The organism is Microbacterium sp. (genome assembly GCF_035556355.1).
GTDB lineage: Bacteria > Actinomycetota > Actinomycetes > Actinomycetales > Microbacteriaceae > Microbacterium.
The window spans coordinates 1-15801 of the sequence record NZ_DATMFG010000013.1 but is presented as its reverse complement, the minus strand read 5'-3'; the positions used below and the strand labels follow the sequence as shown (position 1 = coordinate 15801).

At 69.6% G+C, this 15801-nt stretch carries 17 protein-coding genes; 6 read left to right on the top strand and 11 right to left on the bottom strand.

Annotation, left to right across the window (positions count from 1 at the left end):
* Positions 1-3: 3 nt before the first annotated feature.
* Positions 4-858, bottom strand: a complete 855-nt coding sequence (locus tag VNR19_RS02305; protein ID WP_325723486.1) for an SDR family NAD(P)-dependent oxidoreductase — start codon at positions 856-858, stop codon at positions 4-6.
* A 51-nt stretch (positions 859-909) separates the two neighbouring features.
* Positions 910-1377, bottom strand: a complete 468-nt coding sequence (locus tag VNR19_RS02300) for a hypothetical protein (protein WP_325723484.1) — start codon at positions 1375-1377, stop codon at positions 910-912.
* A gap of 64 nt (positions 1378-1441) precedes the next feature.
* On the opposite strand from VNR19_RS02300, the gene VNR19_RS02295 reads away from it, so the two are divergent.
* Complete coding sequence (locus VNR19_RS02295) at positions 1442-2464, top strand: isopenicillin N synthase family dioxygenase (RefSeq protein ID WP_325723482.1); 1023 nt, start codon at positions 1442-1444, stop codon at positions 2462-2464.
* Between the two features lie 136 nt (positions 2465-2600).
* Entirely contained in the window at positions 2601-4091 is a 1491-nt protein-coding gene (locus tag VNR19_RS02290; RefSeq protein ID WP_325723480.1) for an aldehyde dehydrogenase family protein, read from the top strand.
* Between the two features lie 170 nt (positions 4092-4261).
* Here the strand turns inward: VNR19_RS02290 and rpsO are convergent, their stop codons facing one another.
* Positions 4262-4531, bottom strand: a complete 270-nt coding sequence (gene rpsO / locus VNR19_RS02285) for a 30S ribosomal protein S15 (RefSeq protein WP_179491015.1) — start codon at positions 4529-4531, stop codon at positions 4262-4264.
* Positions 4532-4727: 196 nt separating this feature from the next.
* On the opposite strand from rpsO, the gene VNR19_RS02280 reads away from it, so the two are divergent.
* From VNR19_RS02280 to VNR19_RS02270, 3 genes are all read left to right on the top strand, one after another.
* Positions 4728-4949, top strand: coding sequence for a DUF167 domain-containing protein (locus VNR19_RS02280; protein WP_325723477.1), 222 nt, complete (start codon positions 4728-4730; stop codon positions 4947-4949).
* A 23-nt stretch (positions 4950-4972) separates the two neighbouring features.
* Entirely contained in the window at positions 4973-6280 is a 1308-nt protein-coding gene (locus tag VNR19_RS02275) for an MFS transporter (protein ID WP_325723475.1), read from the top strand.
* 99 nt (positions 6281-6379) lie between these two features.
* Entirely contained in the window at positions 6380-7330 is a 951-nt protein-coding gene (locus VNR19_RS02270) for a DMT family transporter (RefSeq protein ID WP_325723473.1), read from the top strand.
* A gap of 60 nt (positions 7331-7390) precedes the next feature.
* Here VNR19_RS02270 and VNR19_RS02265 read toward each other — a convergent pair whose 3' ends face one another.
* The 3 genes from VNR19_RS02265 to VNR19_RS02255 all read right to left on the bottom strand — a co-directional run bounded on the left by VNR19_RS02265 (position 7391) and on the right by VNR19_RS02255 (position 9898).
* Complete coding sequence (locus tag VNR19_RS02265) at positions 7391-7966, bottom strand: YceI family protein (RefSeq protein ID WP_325723471.1); 576 nt, start codon at positions 7964-7966, stop codon at positions 7391-7393.
* Between the two features lie 164 nt (positions 7967-8130).
* Positions 8131-8499, bottom strand: coding sequence for an FKBP-type peptidyl-prolyl cis-trans isomerase (locus VNR19_RS02260; protein WP_325723469.1), 369 nt, complete (start codon positions 8497-8499; stop codon positions 8131-8133).
* A 184-nt stretch (positions 8500-8683) separates the two neighbouring features.
* Positions 8684-9898, bottom strand: a complete 1215-nt coding sequence (locus VNR19_RS02255) for a PrsW family intramembrane metalloprotease (RefSeq protein ID WP_325723467.1) — start codon at positions 9896-9898, stop codon at positions 8684-8686.
* A 55-nt stretch (positions 9899-9953) separates the two neighbouring features.
* Between VNR19_RS02255 and VNR19_RS02250 the strand changes: the two genes are divergently transcribed.
* Positions 9954-10820, top strand: a complete 867-nt coding sequence (locus tag VNR19_RS02250; RefSeq protein WP_325723465.1) for a fumarylacetoacetate hydrolase family protein — start codon at positions 9954-9956, stop codon at positions 10818-10820.
* A gap of 86 nt (positions 10821-10906) precedes the next feature.
* Here VNR19_RS02250 and VNR19_RS02245 read toward each other — a convergent pair whose 3' ends face one another.
* From VNR19_RS02245 to VNR19_RS02225, 5 genes are all read right to left on the bottom strand, one after another.
* Positions 10907-11356 carry a DUF4190 domain-containing protein gene (locus tag VNR19_RS02245; RefSeq protein ID WP_325723463.1) on the bottom strand — a complete coding sequence of 150 codons (450 nt, stop codon included), beginning with the start codon at positions 11354-11356 and terminating at the stop codon, positions 10907-10909.
* Between the two features lie 65 nt (positions 11357-11421).
* Entirely contained in the window at positions 11422-12909 is a 1488-nt protein-coding gene (locus VNR19_RS02240; protein WP_325723629.1) for an aspartate ammonia-lyase, read from the bottom strand.
* A gap of 150 nt (positions 12910-13059) precedes the next feature.
* A complete protein-coding gene (locus VNR19_RS02235) occupies positions 13060-13968 on the bottom strand; it encodes a phosphodiesterase (RefSeq protein WP_325723461.1) in 909 nt (302 codons plus the stop codon).
* 55 nt (positions 13969-14023) lie between these two features.
* A complete protein-coding gene (locus VNR19_RS02230; RefSeq protein ID WP_325723459.1) occupies positions 14024-14356 on the bottom strand; it encodes a peptidase in 333 nt (110 codons plus the stop codon).
* Positions 14353-15621: an inorganic phosphate transporter gene (locus tag VNR19_RS02225; protein WP_325723457.1), complete on the bottom strand. Its 1269-nt coding sequence runs from the start codon at positions 15619-15621 to the stop codon at positions 14353-14355. Before VNR19_RS02225 ends, VNR19_RS02230 begins: the two co-directional genes overlap by 4 nt.
* Positions 15622-15801: the final 180 nt, after the last annotated feature.

Genomic DNA, 15801 nt, shown 5'->3' with positions numbered 1-15801 from the left:
CCGCTAGGCCCCCGGCTTCGGCGACGGGAACTGCGTGCGCAGCACGCGCTCGAACGCCCGCTCCGACAGCACGCGACGCAGCCCCAGCATGAGCGTCGCCGACGGGGCGACGCGGTAGCGGGCACGCGGATGCTTCGCCTCCACCGCCCGCAGCACGCGCTCCGCCACATCGGCCGGCGTGCACGCCAGGCGGGCCTGCGGCCCGCGGTCCCACGACAGCGTCAGCGCGGCGACACGTTCGTTGAAGTCGTCCCACGCCGGGTCGACCTGCTCGGTGTCGCGCCGCTCCGCCGCTGCGTGCCCGAATCGCGTCGTCACCATCCCCGGCGCGATGAGCGACACGTCGATGCCGAACGGGCGCGCCTCGTAGCGCAGGGCATCCGTGAACGCCTCGAGAGCGTGCTTCGTCGCCGCGTACGCCCCGATGCCCGGCATGATCCAGCGCCCGTTCATCGAGCCGATCGTCACGATGCGTCCCCACCGCTGCTTCCGCATGCCTGGAAGGACCAGCTGCGTCAGGAGCAGCGCCCCGAACACGTTCGTCTCGAACATGCGACGCACCTGGTCGACGGGGAGCGTCTCGGTCGCCCCGAGCTCGTTGACCCCCGCGTTGTTGACGAGCACGCCGACCGCGCCCTCGGCTGCGACGACCGCGTCCACCGCTGCGCGGGATGACTCCTCATCCGTCACGTCGAGCGCGAGCGTGCGGCATCCGGCGTTCTCGAGGTCCGCGATCGACTCGAGCCGTCGCGCCGTCGCGTACACGGTCCAGCCGCGAGATGCGAGCACTGTCGCGATCTCACGGCCGATGCCGGTGGAGCATCCGGTGACGAGAACGGCGCGCGAGATCGCGGTCATGAGACAGACATAGCGGTCCCCGCGCGCGAGCGCAACGGCCCGGACCGGATGCTACGCCGTGGGCCCGCCCGAGTCGGCGAGCGCGAGCGGCAGACGCTTCGCCTCGCGCACGACCCACAGCACGAGAAGCGCCAGGAGGATCACATCCACCGCCACGTACGCGTAGTGCAGGATCGACGGACCGGGGTCGCCGCCCGCGATGATGATGTCGCTGCGCGCGCTCAGGAGCGGGCGGATGACGAGCGTCTGCACCGCGAGCACGACCCACATCGCCCCGATCATCGCCCATGCCGCGCGGTCGACGCGCGGGCGCGGCACCGCGAGCGCGGTGATCGTCACGAGCAGCACCCAGCCCGCGATCGCGAGGGCGGTGAACACGAGCCTCCCGATGCCCAGCCCGAGCGGGAGCGTGATGCCCGGCGCTTGGAACTTGAGCGGGGTCTCTATGAAGGACAGCCCCAGCACGAGGCCGAACCACACGGAGGGCACGGCGAGACGGAGCACGACGACAGAGCGCATGGCCCCACGGTAACGCCGGGCAACATTCGAGCGCTCGGGCATCGACCGTGCCTATTCTCGGCGCATGAGCGACCTGAGCCTGCCGATCCTCGATCTCTCTCAGCTCGACCGCGGCCCCGAGGCGGCCGCACGCTTCCGGGATGAGCTGCGCGCCGCGACGCACGATGTCGGGTTCTTCTACCTCACGGGCACGGGTGTGACGCCCGAGCTCGAGCGCCGCCTGCATCGCGCCGCGCGTGACTTCTTCGCGCTGCCCGAGGCCGACAAGCTCGCGATCGAGAACGTCAACAGCCCCCACTTCCGCGGGTACACGCGCGTCGGCGGGGAGCGCACGCAGGGCAAGGTGGACTGGCGCGAGCAGATCGACATCGGGCCCGAGCGCGAAGCGGTCGACGATCCGGATGCCCCGGACTTCGCGCGCCTCATCGGGCCGAACCTGTGGCCCGAGGCGCAGCCCGAGCTGCGCGAAGTCGTCTCGGAGTGGCACGACCACCTCTCCGGCGTCGCTCGCAAGCTGCTGCGCGCGTGGGCGCTGTCGCTCGGCGCACCCGAGACGTACTTCGACGAGCATTTCGGCGAGCCCTCGACGCTCATCAAGATCGTGCGCTACCCCGGCAAGGAGGACCCGACCCCGCAGCAGGGCGTGGGCGCGCACAAGGACTCAGGGGTGCTCACGCTCCTGTGGATCGAGCCGGGCAAGGGCGGGCTCCAGGTCGAGCGGGATGGCGAGTGGGTCGACGCTCCCCCGGTCCCCGGTGCGTTCGTCGTCAACATCGGCGAGATGCTCGAGTACGCGACGCAGGGCTACCTCCTCGCGACGAACCATCGCGTGATCTCTCCGCGCTACCCCGACGACCGCATCTCGGTGCCGTTCTTCTTCAACCCCGCGCTCGACAAGCGCCTGCCGCTCATCGACCTGCCGCCCGAGCTCGCCGCACAGGCGCGCGGCGTCACCCACGACCCCTCGAACCCGATCCACTCGCTGTACGGCGAGAACGCCCTCAAGTCGCGGCTGCGCGCACACCCGGACGTCGCCGAGCGCTGGCACGCCGACCTCCTCGCCGCGCGGGCCGCGGCATCCGGTTGAGACGCCTGCGTCTCTGAGTCCCTCATCGAGCTGTTTGACCGAGCGACGGGTTGTCGCCATAATCGGCACAGATCAGGCCGCCTGAAATTACCCGAAGCGGTCTGCGCTGCCAGGTGCATCTCGATGAGGAGAAGACATGACCGATACGTTGCTCGCGACCGCCACCGGAAGGCTGTTCATCGGCGGCGAGTGGCGCGAATCGTCCAGTGGCGAGAGGCATGACGTGGTCACGCCCGCCACGGGCGAGAAGATCGCGGATGTCGCGTGGGCGACCGTCGACGACGTCGACGCCGCGGCAGCGGCCGCACGAGCGTCGTTCGAGAGCGGCGTGTGGTCGGGCCTCTCCGGGCGCGAGCGTGCCCGCGTGCTCATCCGCATCGCCGCCCTCATCCGAGAGCGCTCCGAGGAGCTCGCGCAGGCCGAGAGCGCCGACGTCGGAAAGCCGATCCTGTTCGCACGCGTCGTCGACGTGCCGACGGCCGCCGAGACGTTCGAGTACTACGCCGCGCTCGCCCAGACGGGTGAGGGCGCGCTGCGCGACACGACCCTCCCCGCCTTCCAGTACACGGTGCGCGAGCCGATCGGCGTGGTCGGAGCGCTCACGCCGTTCAACTTCCCGCTCATCCTCACCGCGTCCAAGATCGCGCCGGCGCTCGCGGCGGGCAACTCGATCGTGCACAAGCCGGCCGAGGACACTCCCCTGTCCGCTGTGATCCTGGCGCAGATCTTCGCGGATGCCGGACTCCCGGACGGCGTCTACAACCTCATCACGGGCGTCGGCCCCGCGCTCGGCGAGCGCATCGTCGAGCACCCGGAGATCGACATGATCGCGTTCACGGGCTCCACGGCGGTCGGCTCGAAGGTCGCCGCGAAGGCGGGCGAGCTGCTCAAGCCGGTCATGGTGGAGCTCGGCGGCAACGGCGCGAACGTCGTGTTCGCCGACGCCGACATCGACTCGGCGGTGAACGCGACGATCAACGCGTTCGTGTTCAACTCGGGCCAGTTCTGCATGGCGGGCGTCCGCCTGCTCGTGCAGCGCGAACTCCACGACACGTTCCTGCAGATCCTGTCGCAGGCCGTCCCGCAGGTTCCGATCGGCCGCATCGACGACATGGGCACGATCATCGGACCGCTCGTGTCGCAGCGCCACCTCGACCGTGTGAGCGGCTTCGTAGAGCGCGCGAAGGCGCAGGGCGGGACCGTGGTCACAGGCGGCGAACGCGTCGACCTCGACGGCGGCTACTACTTCTCCCCCACGATCATCACGGGGCTCCCCAACGACGCAGAGGCGGTGCAGGAAGAGGTCTTCGGCCCCGTGCTCACGGTGCAGACCTTCGACACCGAGGAGGAGGCGATCGCGCTCGCGAACTCGACGCGGTACGGCCTCGCGATGGGCATCCAGACGTCCGACATCGTCAAGGCGATGCGTGTCTCGAAGAAGCTCGAGGCCGGCCTCATCTGGGTCAACGAGTGGGGCAAGCTCGACCCCACGCTGACCTTCGGCGGCGTCAAGAACTCCGGTTACGGCCGCGAGAACGGCCCGGAGGCGCTCCACCACTACACGCGCACGAAGTCCGTCGTGATCTCGACCCCGGCCCCCGCGCCCGCCGCGCCGTCCGCTCCCTGACCTGGCGGCAGGAGATGGTCCGCGCGGAGGATCCGGGACCCGACAGCGGTCCTGCGCCGGCGCCATCTCCTACCGTCGCAACAGGGGTGTCGACGCTCAACGGTGAAGGCCGCCCCCACACCTGGGGGCGGCCTTCCAAGAATGTTTTGCGCGATTGAACGCTGGTCGCGTTATCGGCGGAGTCCGAGACGCTCGATCAGCTTGCGGTAACGCTCGATGTCGATGTCCTGGAGGTAGCCGAGCAGACGACGGCGCTGACCGACGAGCAGGAACAGCCCACGACGCGAGTGGTGGTCGTGCTTGTGTTCCTTGAGGTGCTCGGTCAGGTCCTTGATGCGCTGCGTCAGCATCGCGACCTGCACCTCGGGGGATCCGGTGTCACCGGGGTGCGTCGCGTACTCTTCGATGATCGCCTTCTTGACCTCTGCATCCAGTGCCATAAAGTGATCCCCTTCCTCGTCGTTGCGCGGCGCCCGACGCCCTCTGCGTGAGCTCTCTTTATCCGCGGCCGATCTAACGGCAACCGGAAGAGTCTACCAGCGTCCGAGACGCACGCGGAATCGACCGGATCCCGCCTCCCGTTGGGCGAGGATGGCGCCGGAGGCCGCACCCCGTGGCGCCGGTACCCTCGATCGGGTGAAATACACGGTCCGCGTCAAGCCGGGCAGCCGCAAGGGCCCCCTGGTCGAGGCATCCGCCGACGGCCTCACCGTGTACGTGCGCGAGCGCGCGGTCGCTGGCGCCGCCAATGCGGCGGTCGTCCGGGTGCTCGCCGACCACTTCGGCGTCGCGCCGAGCCGCGTCGAGATCGTGGGCGGCCACACGTCGCGCATCAAGCGCGTCGAGGTCGCCGAGTGAGCGGCGGGAACGGTCCGAGGCGGATGCCGCGCCTGCGCCGCGACCACCTGATCGACCTGCGCCCGCTCACCACGAGCCCGGCGTTCGCGCGCCTGTGGATAGGGTCGACGCTCGCCGGGCTGGGCGGCCAGCTCACGATCGTCGCGGTGATGCTCCACGTGTACGAGCTGACGCAGGACACCTTCGCGGTGTCGATGGTGGCGGTCTTCGGTCTCGTGCCGATGATCTTCGCGGGCCTGTACGGCGGAATGCTCGCGGATGCCTTCGACCGACGCCTCGTCGCCCTCCTCGCCGCCGTGGTCACGTTCGCCTCGACGGTGCTGCTCGCGGTGCTCGCGTGGACGCAGCAGGAGACGGTCGCGTGGCTGTACGCGCTGAGCGCCGTGAACTCGGCCGCGAACTCGATCGTCATGACCACGCGCGCCGCGATCGTGCCGCGACTCATCCCGCGCGACCTGCTCCCCGCGGCGGCCGCGCTCCAGGGAATCACGTTCGGCATCATGGTCATGGCCGGCCCCGCGCTCGCGGGCGTGCTGGTCGCATTCGCGGGCTACGCATGGACGTACTCGATCGACGTCGTGCTGATGCTGTCGCTCTTCCTCGGGCTGTGGGCGCTGCCCCGCATCCGTCCCGAAGGCGAGACCGTGCGGCCGGGCCTCGAGTCGCTCAAGGACGGCTGGCGCTTCCTCAAGCGGGCCCCGAACATCCGGCTGCAGTACATCCTCGACATCATCGCGATGACGTTCGGCAACCCGCTCGCGCTGTTCCCCGCGGTGGGCGCGGTGCTGCTGGGCGGCGGGTCGATCACGACCGGAGCCCTCACCGCGGCCGTCGCGGCGGGCACGTTCCTCTCGAGCCTCTTCTCCGGTCCGATCGGACGCGTGCGGCGTCACGGCATCGGCATCCAGCGCTCGATCCAGGTGTACGGCGCCGCGACGGTGCTGTTCGGCCTCGTGCTCGTCGCGGGCGCGCTCGGCTGGTTCGCTCCCCCGACGGTCGACGCGACGCATCCGAACATCACCCTCATCGTGCTCGCGTGCGTCGCCCTCGCGATCACGGGCGCCGCCGACAACGTCAGCTCGATCTACCGCTCGACGATGATGCAGGCCGCCGTGCACGACGCCGTGCGCGGGCGGTTGCAGGGCATCTTCACGGTCGTCGTGGCGGGCGGTCCGCGCATCGGCGCCCTCTACGCGGGCACCCTCGCGACCCTCACCACGCTGTGGTTCCCGCCGCTGATCGGCGGTTTCATCATCATCGGGCTGGTCGGCCTGCTCGTGCGCCTGAACCCGCGCTTCCGCGAGTACGACGCACTCCACCCCACTCCCTGACCTCGCGGAGCGTAGTCACCCGGCCGAAGAACGGCGGATGTCGGACGTCGCAGTGCCCGACCGCCGGAACGGTCGCACCCCGGGTCTAGAGTCACCCGGGTGAACACCGCAACCGCTCCCCTCCCCGTCGTGCGCGACCGCGCCGGGTCCAACGCGTCGGTCGCGATCCAGTTCACGCTCGCGGGACTGGTCTGGGGCTCGAGCTTCCTCTTCATGAAGGTGGCCCTCACGGGGCTCGCTCCCGCACAAGTCGCGTGGTCGCGGCTCGTGCTGGGCGCGCTCGCGCTCGGGGTGTTCGTCCTCGCGCGACGCGAGGCGCTGCCGCGCAGCATCCGCATCTGGGGACACATGACGGTCCTCGCGGTGTCGTTCTGCGTCGTGCCGTTCCTGCTGTTCTCGTGGGCGCAGCAGTACGTGACGTCGGGCCTCGCGAGCATCTACAACGCCACGACGCCGATCATGACGGCGGTCATGGCGGGCCTGATCTTCCGCGTCGAGAAGCTCACGCTGACGCAGATCGCCGGCATCCTCGCGGGCATCCTCGGCGTCGTCGTGATCATCGCACCCTGGCAGGGGCTCGACTTCAACCAGAGCATCGTGGCGCAGATCGCGATCCTCGGGGCGACCGCGTGCTACGGCTTCAGCCTCACCTACATGCGCCGGTTCGTGTCGAACACCGGCATGAGCGCCCTCATGTTCTCGTTCCTGAACATCGGCATCGCCGCGGCGATCATGGTGCTGGCGACGCCGGTGCTCGTACTCTCCCCCGTGCGGCTCGACTTCTGGGTCGTCGGCAGCATCGTGCTGCTCGGCTGCCTCGGCACGGGCGTCGCGTACATCTGGAACCAGAACGCCGTGCGGGCGTGGGGCCCGACGCGCGCGTCGACCGTGACATACATCACGCCCCTCGTGGGCGTCGCCCTCGGCGTGCTCATCCTCGGCGAGCGCCTCTCATGGAACGAGCCCGTCGGCGCCCTGGTCGTCTTCCTCGGGATCCTGCTCGCGCAGAATCGTCTGCGCCCGCGCCCGCGCCCACGGGCCGTGACATGACGAAGCGGATGCCCCGACCCGGTGCGATGGGTCGGAGCATCCGCTCTCGAATCTGCTGCGTCAGTCCTGCTGCAGCGCGCCCTGCAGGTCCAGCGTGATCGTGACGTCCTTGCCGACAAGCACGCCGCCGGTCTCGAGAGCCGCGTTCCACGTGAGGCCGAAGTCCTCGCGGTTGACGACGGTCTTCGCCGTCGCGCCGGCCTTGTAGTTGCCCCACGGGTCGACGCCGAAGCCGCCGAACTCGAGCTCGAAGGTGACGGGCTTCGTCGTTCCGCGGATGGTGAGGTCGCCGTCGACGAGGAAGTCGCCGTCCTCGATGCGCGTGCCGGTCGAGCGGAACTCCATCGTCGGGTGGTTCTCGGCGTCGAAGAAGTCGGCGGAACGCAGGTGGTTGTCGCGACCCTCGTCCTTGGTGTCGACCGACGTCACGTCGACGCTCGCCTCCACCGTGGCCTCGAGGGGGTTCTCCGGGGCGACGATCGTCGCGCGCTTCACGCCGAAGGTGCCGCGCACCTTCGAGATCATCATGTGGCGCACGCTGAACGTGACCTCGCTGTGCGACGGGTCGAGCACCCAGGTGCCCGCCTTGTAGCCGGGAACGTCGATCGGGGTGGCGGTGGCGGTCGTGTCGGTCATGCTCATCCTTCGTCTCGGGACCGCCGCGGGCGCGACGGACTCCTTGGTCCAACGCGCCGTTCGGTCAAATCTATTCCTACGAATGAAAAATTCTCTCGCGCCGCATGACGAAGGGGACGGATGCCGCAGCATCCGCCCCCTGTGCGAAACGCGGGACGCGGTGGTCAGCCGACCTCGATGAGGTCGATCACGAAGATGAGGGTCTTGCCCCCGAGGAAGTGACCGCCGGCCGGGCCGTAGGCGAGGTCGGGCGGAATCACGAGCTCCCGGCGGCCGCCGACCCTCATGCCGGGGATGCCGTCCTGCCAGCCCTGGATCAGCCCGCGGAGGGGGAACTGGATGCTCTCGCCGCGGTTCCACGACGAGTCGAATTCCTCGCCGGACTCGTACTCGACTCCGACGTAGTGCACCGTGACGGTGTCGCCCGGCGATGCCTCAGCGCCCTCCCCCACGATGATGTCGCGGATGACGAGCTCATCGGGGGCGGGCCCCACGGGAGCATCGATCTCGGGCTTGGTGCGGTCGTCACTCATGCATCCATACAACGCGAGCGGGAGTGCGGAGTCAACGCGAGGAGCAACCCGCCGCAAGACTCAGCGCCCGGTGCCGCGGCGATGCCTGCGTGTCTACCGAGCGCTGAGTTGACCTGGCATCAGGATGCCCAAGCCGCCGCGCGCGTGTCAAGAGCCGCCCGGCGCATCGCCCGATCGCCCGCCGTCACAGCGCGAACAGCGCCGCGCGCGCGGCCGCCGTCTTGCGAAGAAGCTCGTGCTCGTCCTCGATCGCGTGCGGATCGCGCCCCGTGATCGCCCGCTGGCGCGCCGCCGCGAGGGCCGTGGCATCCGCGATGAACTCCCGCATGATCGGCCGTCGATCCCCGCGCAGAGTCATCGCCCACTGCATGGCGGCCTTGCGTCCACGGCCCGTCGCGAGCATGTCGACCTCCTGGGGCGTGAACCACCCGGCCGCCGCGTACTCGCCGAGTCGCGCGCGTGTGAGCCGTGCCTCTTCGCGCCGCAGGGCGATGATCCCGAGGATGAAGAGCACGAACAGCGGCACCTGCGCCGTGATGTAGAGCGCGAAGAAGTCGAGGAAGACCGCGGAGCCGTTCCAGAACGCGTGCAGCCCCATCGCGCCGACCATGCCGATGAGCCACGGCCCGACGGCCTGACCGGGCGTGAGACCGCGCCGCGCGGCGAGGCCGAGCGCGAGGCCCGTGAGGCTCGTGAACATGACGTGCGCGAACGGCGAGAGGATCCCGCGCAGGAAGAACGTCGCCGTGACGTCGGGCACGCCGCCCTCGATGAGGCTGATCGCGAAGTACTGGATGTTCTCGGTGAAGGCGAACCCCGCGCCGATGAGCGCGCCGTACACGACCCCGTCCACCGGGCCGTCGAACGCGCGCCGGGCGCTCGCGAAGAGGATGAAGACGCCGAGGCCCTTCGCGAGCTCCTCGACGATGGGGGCTTGGATGACCGCCGACGCGGCATCCGCGGCCACGGAGTCGATCGGGCCGAAGAGGATCGTCAGCAGCAGATCCACGCCCAGCGCGATCGCGACCGACGCGATCGCGCCCCACGCGACCGCGAACACGACGAGGCCGCGCGGCTCGGGCTCCCAGCGGTCGACGATGCGGATCGCGATGAAGACGCCCGCGAGCGGGATGAGCGCGAGGATCATGCCGACGATCGACGCCCCCGCCCCGATCGCGTTGAGGAAGTACGCCGCAAGGACGAAGAACAGCAGCACGAGGACGCCCGACAGCCAGATCGGCGCGGCGCGGCCCACCCTCGACGGGACCGACACGGGCACGGATGCCGGCAGTGTGCCGACCGGCGGTATGGCGGCGCCGTGACCGATCTGGGGCTGGGCGAGCGGCGACGGGAACGGGGGCGGGACGAGCGAAGGCCGTCCGTCCGGGTTGGTCGTCATGCGCACAGCCTAGGGTCGGCGCCGAGGTCGCCGCACATCCGAATAGGCTTGACGGATGCGTTTCGCCCACGTGACCCGAACGGGGTCGGATTCGCCGCGCCTTGCAGTCGTCGACGGCGATACGGCCGTCCTCGTGGAGAACCTCTTCCCCGGCGCGCCGAGGTATCTCGAAGAGCTCATCGCCGCCGGCGACGAGCTGCTGGAGAGAGTGGCCGATGCCTCGACCGGCGCGGCGGAGCGGCATCCGCTCACCACCCTCGGTTTCGCCTCGGCGGTGCTGAGTCCGCCCGTGATCCTCGCGGTCGGCCTCAACTACGCCGCACACTCAGGGGAGCTCGGCCTCAAGACCGACTCCACCCCCACCGTCTTCGTGCTGTGGCCGAACTCGCTCGCCGGGCACGGGGGCACGACGACCTGGCCGCGGTCGCTCAGCGAGGCGATCGACTGGGAGGCCGAGCTCGGCGTCATCATCGGTCGCCCGGCGAAGGACGTGTCGCCCGAGGACGCCCTGTCGCACGTGTGGGGCTACACGGTCGTCAACGACATCACGGCGCGCGACATCCAGTACTCCGAGGCGCAGTGGTCGCGATGCAAGTCGTTCGACGGGTTCACTCCGACCGGCCCGTTCGTGGTGACCGCCGACGAGATCCCCGACCCTCAGGACCTCCACATCTGGACCATCGTGGACGGCCACCAGATGCAGGACGCGTCGACCGGCCAGATGGTGCGCTCGGTCGCGACGCTCGTGTCGCACCTGTCGCGCTCGGCCACACTGCTGCCGGGAACGCTCATCTCGACCGGCAGCCCGGGAGGTGCCGGATACTCGCGAGACCCGCAGATCTTCCTGCGCGACCGCTCGACGGTCACGGTCGGCATCGACGGCATCGGGTCGCTCACGACCCACTGCCGGATCCTCGACTGAGCCACTGCCGACCGCATACGAGCCGACCGCATACGGAAGGGGCGGCCCCGCCTTCGCGGAGCCGCCCCTTCACGTGTTCGGCGGTCTCAGCCGCACGTGATCGTGAGGCCGTTGGGCAGCTCGTGGACTCCGGGGCCGAGTTCGGCGCACCGCTGCGCGAGCTCGCCGATCGCCGGAAGGAAGACGGCGAGCATCACGATCCCGACGATGATGCCGATCACCATGAGCACAGACGAGATGATGATCGCGGCGACGGCCCAGCCGTTGGAGTGGCCGGCCTTCTTGCTCTGCACGAGCGCGATGATCCCGAGGATCAGCGCCACGAGCTGGACGAAGAACGACAGGATGAAGGCGACGATGCCCATCGTCCTGCCCGGCACGGTCGGGGTCGCCGGCGGGCCGTACGGGGCAGGAGGCGCGGCGGCGTACCCGGATCCCGCGTCACCGGCGCCGGGATACTGCTGCGGCGGCTGGTACGCGGGCGGCTGGTATGCCGGCGGCTGCTGCGGGTCGACGGGGTTCTGCGGGTCTGACATGCGGGCACCTTTCGGTCGTGACCCTGGAACGCTATCGGCCCACGCGGACGGCGGGCAATCAGGACTCACACATCGTCGAGATCGGGTGCGTTCGGCTTGTCGGTGACCGAGTCCGCGTCGACGACCGGAATCGCCGCGGTGATCGCCTCGAGTCCCGACAGTCGCGCGGGCGACAGCTGCTTCGTGACCTCTTCGCGCGACATGAGGCCCGCCTCGACGACGAGATCCGCCACGTTTCGACCGGTCAGGAGGGCGGTCTTTGCCAGAGCGGCCGCGGCGGCGTAGCCGATGAACGGCGTCAGCGCCGTGATCACGCCGACCGACGAGCCCACCATGGCACCGAGCCGCTCGCGGTTCGCGGTGATCCCGTCGATGCAGTTGACGCGGAGCGTGTGCATCGCGCGGCGCATCCACGTGATCGACTGGAAGATCGAGTGGGCGATGACCGGCTCGAAGGCGTTGAGCTGCAACTGGCCCCCCTCGACCGCCATCGTCACGGTGAGGTCGGAGCCCGCGACCGCGAATGCGACCTGGTTGACGACCTCGGGGATGACGGGGTTCACCTTGCCCGGCATGATGCTGGAACCCGCCTGGCGCGCCGGCAGGTTGATCTCGCCGAGTCCGGCCTGCGGTCCGGACGAGAGGAGGCGCAGGTCGTTGCAGATCTTCGACAGCTTGATCGCGTTGCGCTTGAGCGACGAGGAGAACGACATGAACGCGCCTGTGTCGCTCGTGGACTCCACCAGGTCGGTCGCCAGCTCCAGATCGAGGCCCGTGATCTCACGGAGGTGCCGCAGCACCGCGTTGCTGTAGTCGGGGTGGGTCGTGATGCCGGTGCCGATGGCCGTCGCACCCATGTTGATCTCCATCAGGAGGTACCGGTTCTCGAGCAGGCGGTTGTAGTCCTCGCCGAGAGTCGTGGCGAAGCCGTTGAACTCCTGCCCCAGCGTCATCGGCACGGCGTCCTGCAGCTGCGTGCGACCGACCTTGAGGACGTCGTGGAACTCGACGGCCTTGGCCAGGAACGAGCGGCGCAGCAGGTCGAGCTCCTCGAGCAGCGTCTGCAGGTCGAGACTCAGGCCGATCTTGACCGCCGTCGGGTAGACGTCGTTCGTGGACTGGCTGCGGTTCGTGTCGTCGATCGGCGAGAGGAACTCGTAGTCGCCCTTCTCACGACCGGCCAGCTCGAGCGCGATGTTGGTGATGACCTCGTTCGCGTTCATGTTGGTCGACGTGCCGGCGCCGCCCTGGATCACGCCCACGACGAACTGGTCGTGGAACTGGTCGTCGATCACGAGCTGGGCCGCGCGGTCGATCAGGTCGGCCTTCTCGGGGTCGAGCACCCCGATCTCCTTGTTCGCGCGCGCCGAGGCCTGCTTGACCATCGCGAGCGCGCGCACGAGGTCGCGGTACACCGAGATCGGCCGCTTCGAGATCGGGAAGTTCTCGAGGGCTCGTGCGGTGTGGATGCCCCAGTAGGCGTCGGCAGGGATCTGCATGGATCCCAGGGAGTCTGTCTCGGTGCGGGTGCGCGTCATCGCGTCCAGTGACATCGTGTTGTCCTTGTGGGTCGTCACGGAAGAGGAATGGGATGCCTACGAGCGTACCCGCGCGCGTGTTCGGCGAGGCTGTACCTCCCGTACGGTGCGCTCGCGTGGTATGTACGACCCGGCGATGGCTTTTCGCGGCCGTGAGCGGGCGCGTCAGCGCTTGCGGGAGAAGCGCTCCAGCCGCTCCTCGGGCGTGAGCCGCGCCATCCGCTCGATCCACTCCGCCGAGAAGTAGTCCCCCGTCACGGCGTCGACGACCGGCACGACCGAGTGCGTGATCGTGTCGTCGTACACGTGCACGAGATGGAAGGACTGACCCGCGTCCATTCCGTTGACCTCGGACGCCGGTCTCGCGAGGTTCATCGTGTAGCAGGTCGCCGCGGCCACGCTCACGGGAACCCCCGCGAAAGTGCCGCTCGTGGAGTAGTGGAGGTGCCCGCCGAGGATCGCGCGCACGTCGGACCCGGCGACCGCGGAGGCGAGCCGACCCTGGTCCCGCAGCTCGAGGATGTCGAACAGCGGCAGATGGCTCGGCAGCGGCGGATGATGGAGCGCCAGGATCGTGCCGAGCGGGGCCGGCGTCGACAGCACACTCCGCAGCCACGCGAGCTGTCCCTCGTCGAGGTCGCCGTGGTGCCACCCCGGGACGCTCGTGTCGAGCGCGACGAGCCGCAGTCCGCCGAGGTCCCACGCCCCGACGACAGGCTCCTCGGTGGGCTCGAGGTCGAGCAGGTCGCGCCGCAGGGCGGGGCGCTCGTCGTGGTTGCCGGCGACCCACACGACGGGCGATCCGAGTCGCGCGGCGAGCGGCTCGACCACGGCGCGAAGGGCCCGGTACGCTTCCGGCTCGCCGAGGTCGGTGAGGTCTCCGGTGAACACGATCGCGTCGGGCCGGATGCCGAGCGCCTCGACCGCCTCGAGCGTGCGCGCGAGATTCGCGGCGGTGTCGTACCGGCCGCCGAGCGGCGGATTCCCGGCGAGCAGGTGCGTGTCGCTGAGGTGGACGATCGTGCGCCGGGCAGGCGGGTACTGGCCGAACTGGACGGGCTGGGGGACCTCCATGCCGTCATGCTACGTGCCGGTGCGGCGGCGCCGGTGGCCCCGCATCCGTGAGCCGTCACTTCAAGACGATGAGCAGCAGTCCTCCGAGCACCGCGAGACCGCACAGCGTGAACGACGCGTATGCGCAGACGAGCGCGAACAGCTTCTGCCCCTCGGTGAGGGGGTTCTTCTTCGCGGCTTTCACGGCGGCCTTCGCCGCGCGACGCGCCTCCTTCTCGGAGATCACCGTGATCGCGTCGGTGAACTCGACCGGCGCGACGACCGGCACGCGTCCGGCGCGCACGAGCAGGCGCAAGCCGATCGCATAGAAGCCGACCACGAGAACCGCGGCGATGAGAGCGGCCGCGAACACCTCGACGAAGGCGATCCAGTCGATCGTGATGTTCACTTCGACGCCTCCTTCTCGCGCTTCTCGCGCTTGGCTGCCGCGGCGGCCGCCTCGCGCTCACGGCGGGCCTCGGCGCGCATCGCAGCGCGCTGACGCCGCGTGGGCGGCGGGTTGCGCTTGACCTTGACGGCGCGCCCGGACTCGGCCACCTCGCTCATGGCGTTCGCGGAGTTGACCGCGTTGCGACGCGAGCGCAGGAACAGGCCGAGGACGACCGCGACGGCGAGGACCGCGTCGATCGCGATGCCCCAAGGGCCGAACCACACGATGAGGATCGCGCACGCCGCGCCGACGGCCGCGGCAGCGGGAAGGGTCAGCACCCAGCCGATCGCGATGCGACCGACGGTGCGCCACCGCACCTTCGAGCCGCGGCGGCCGAGGCCAGAGCCGATGACCGATCCCGACGCGACCTGCGTCGTCGAGAGCGCGAAGCCGAAGGCGCTCGAGGCGAGGATCGTCGACGCCGTGGCGGTCTCGGCCGAGAAGCCCTGCGCGGGCTTGACGTCGGTCAGGCCCTTGCCGAGCGTGCGGATGATGCGCCAGCCGCCCATGTACGTTCCGAGCGCGATCGTGATGGCGCACGCGAAGATGACCCAGGTCTGCGGGTCGGCGTGCTCGGGGTCCTGCCAGCCCGCGACGATGAGGGCGAGGGTGATCACGCCCATCGTCTTCTGGGCGTCGTTGGTGCCGTGGGCGAGTGCGACGAGCGACGACGTGAAGATCTGGCCCCAGCGGAATCCGTCGCGGCCGTCGGGCTTGTTGTCGTATCGGCGTGTGATGGCATACGCGATGCGCGTCGCGGCGAAGGCGATGACACCGGCCGTGAACGGTGCGATGACGGCGGGCAGCACGACCTTGCTGAGCACCTGGCCGAAGTCGATCGCGGCGACGCTCGCCCCCACGATCGTCGCGCCGATCAGTCCGCCGAACAGCGCGTGGGACGAGCTGGAGGGCAGCCCCAGCAGCCACGTGAGCATGTTCCAGGTGATCGCGCCGATGAGGCCCGCGAAGATGATGGGCAGCATCGTGTTGCCGGTCAGCGAGTCCTCGCGGATGATCCCGTGGGAGATCGTCTTCGACACCTCGGTCGACAGGAAGGCGCCGACGAGGTTGAGCACCGCGGCGAGCAGCACGGCGACCTTGGGCCGCAGCGCGCCGGTCGCGATCGGGGTCGCCATCGCGTTGGCGGTGTCGTGGAAGCCGTTCGTGAAGTCGAAGGCCAGCGCGACGGCCACGACGAGGTAGAGCAGGAGATCGGCATCCATGGGCGGACGGGCGGCGGGTCCGGCGCGTGCTACGCGTTCTTGATGACGATGTTCGCGAGCGTGTTGGCGACGCGCTCGCAGGCATCGATGGCGTCCTCGAGGCGCTCGTAGATGTCCTTCCAGCGGATGACGACCATCGGGTCGATGCCGGTGTCGAAGAGCGACGCGACCGCCTCGCGC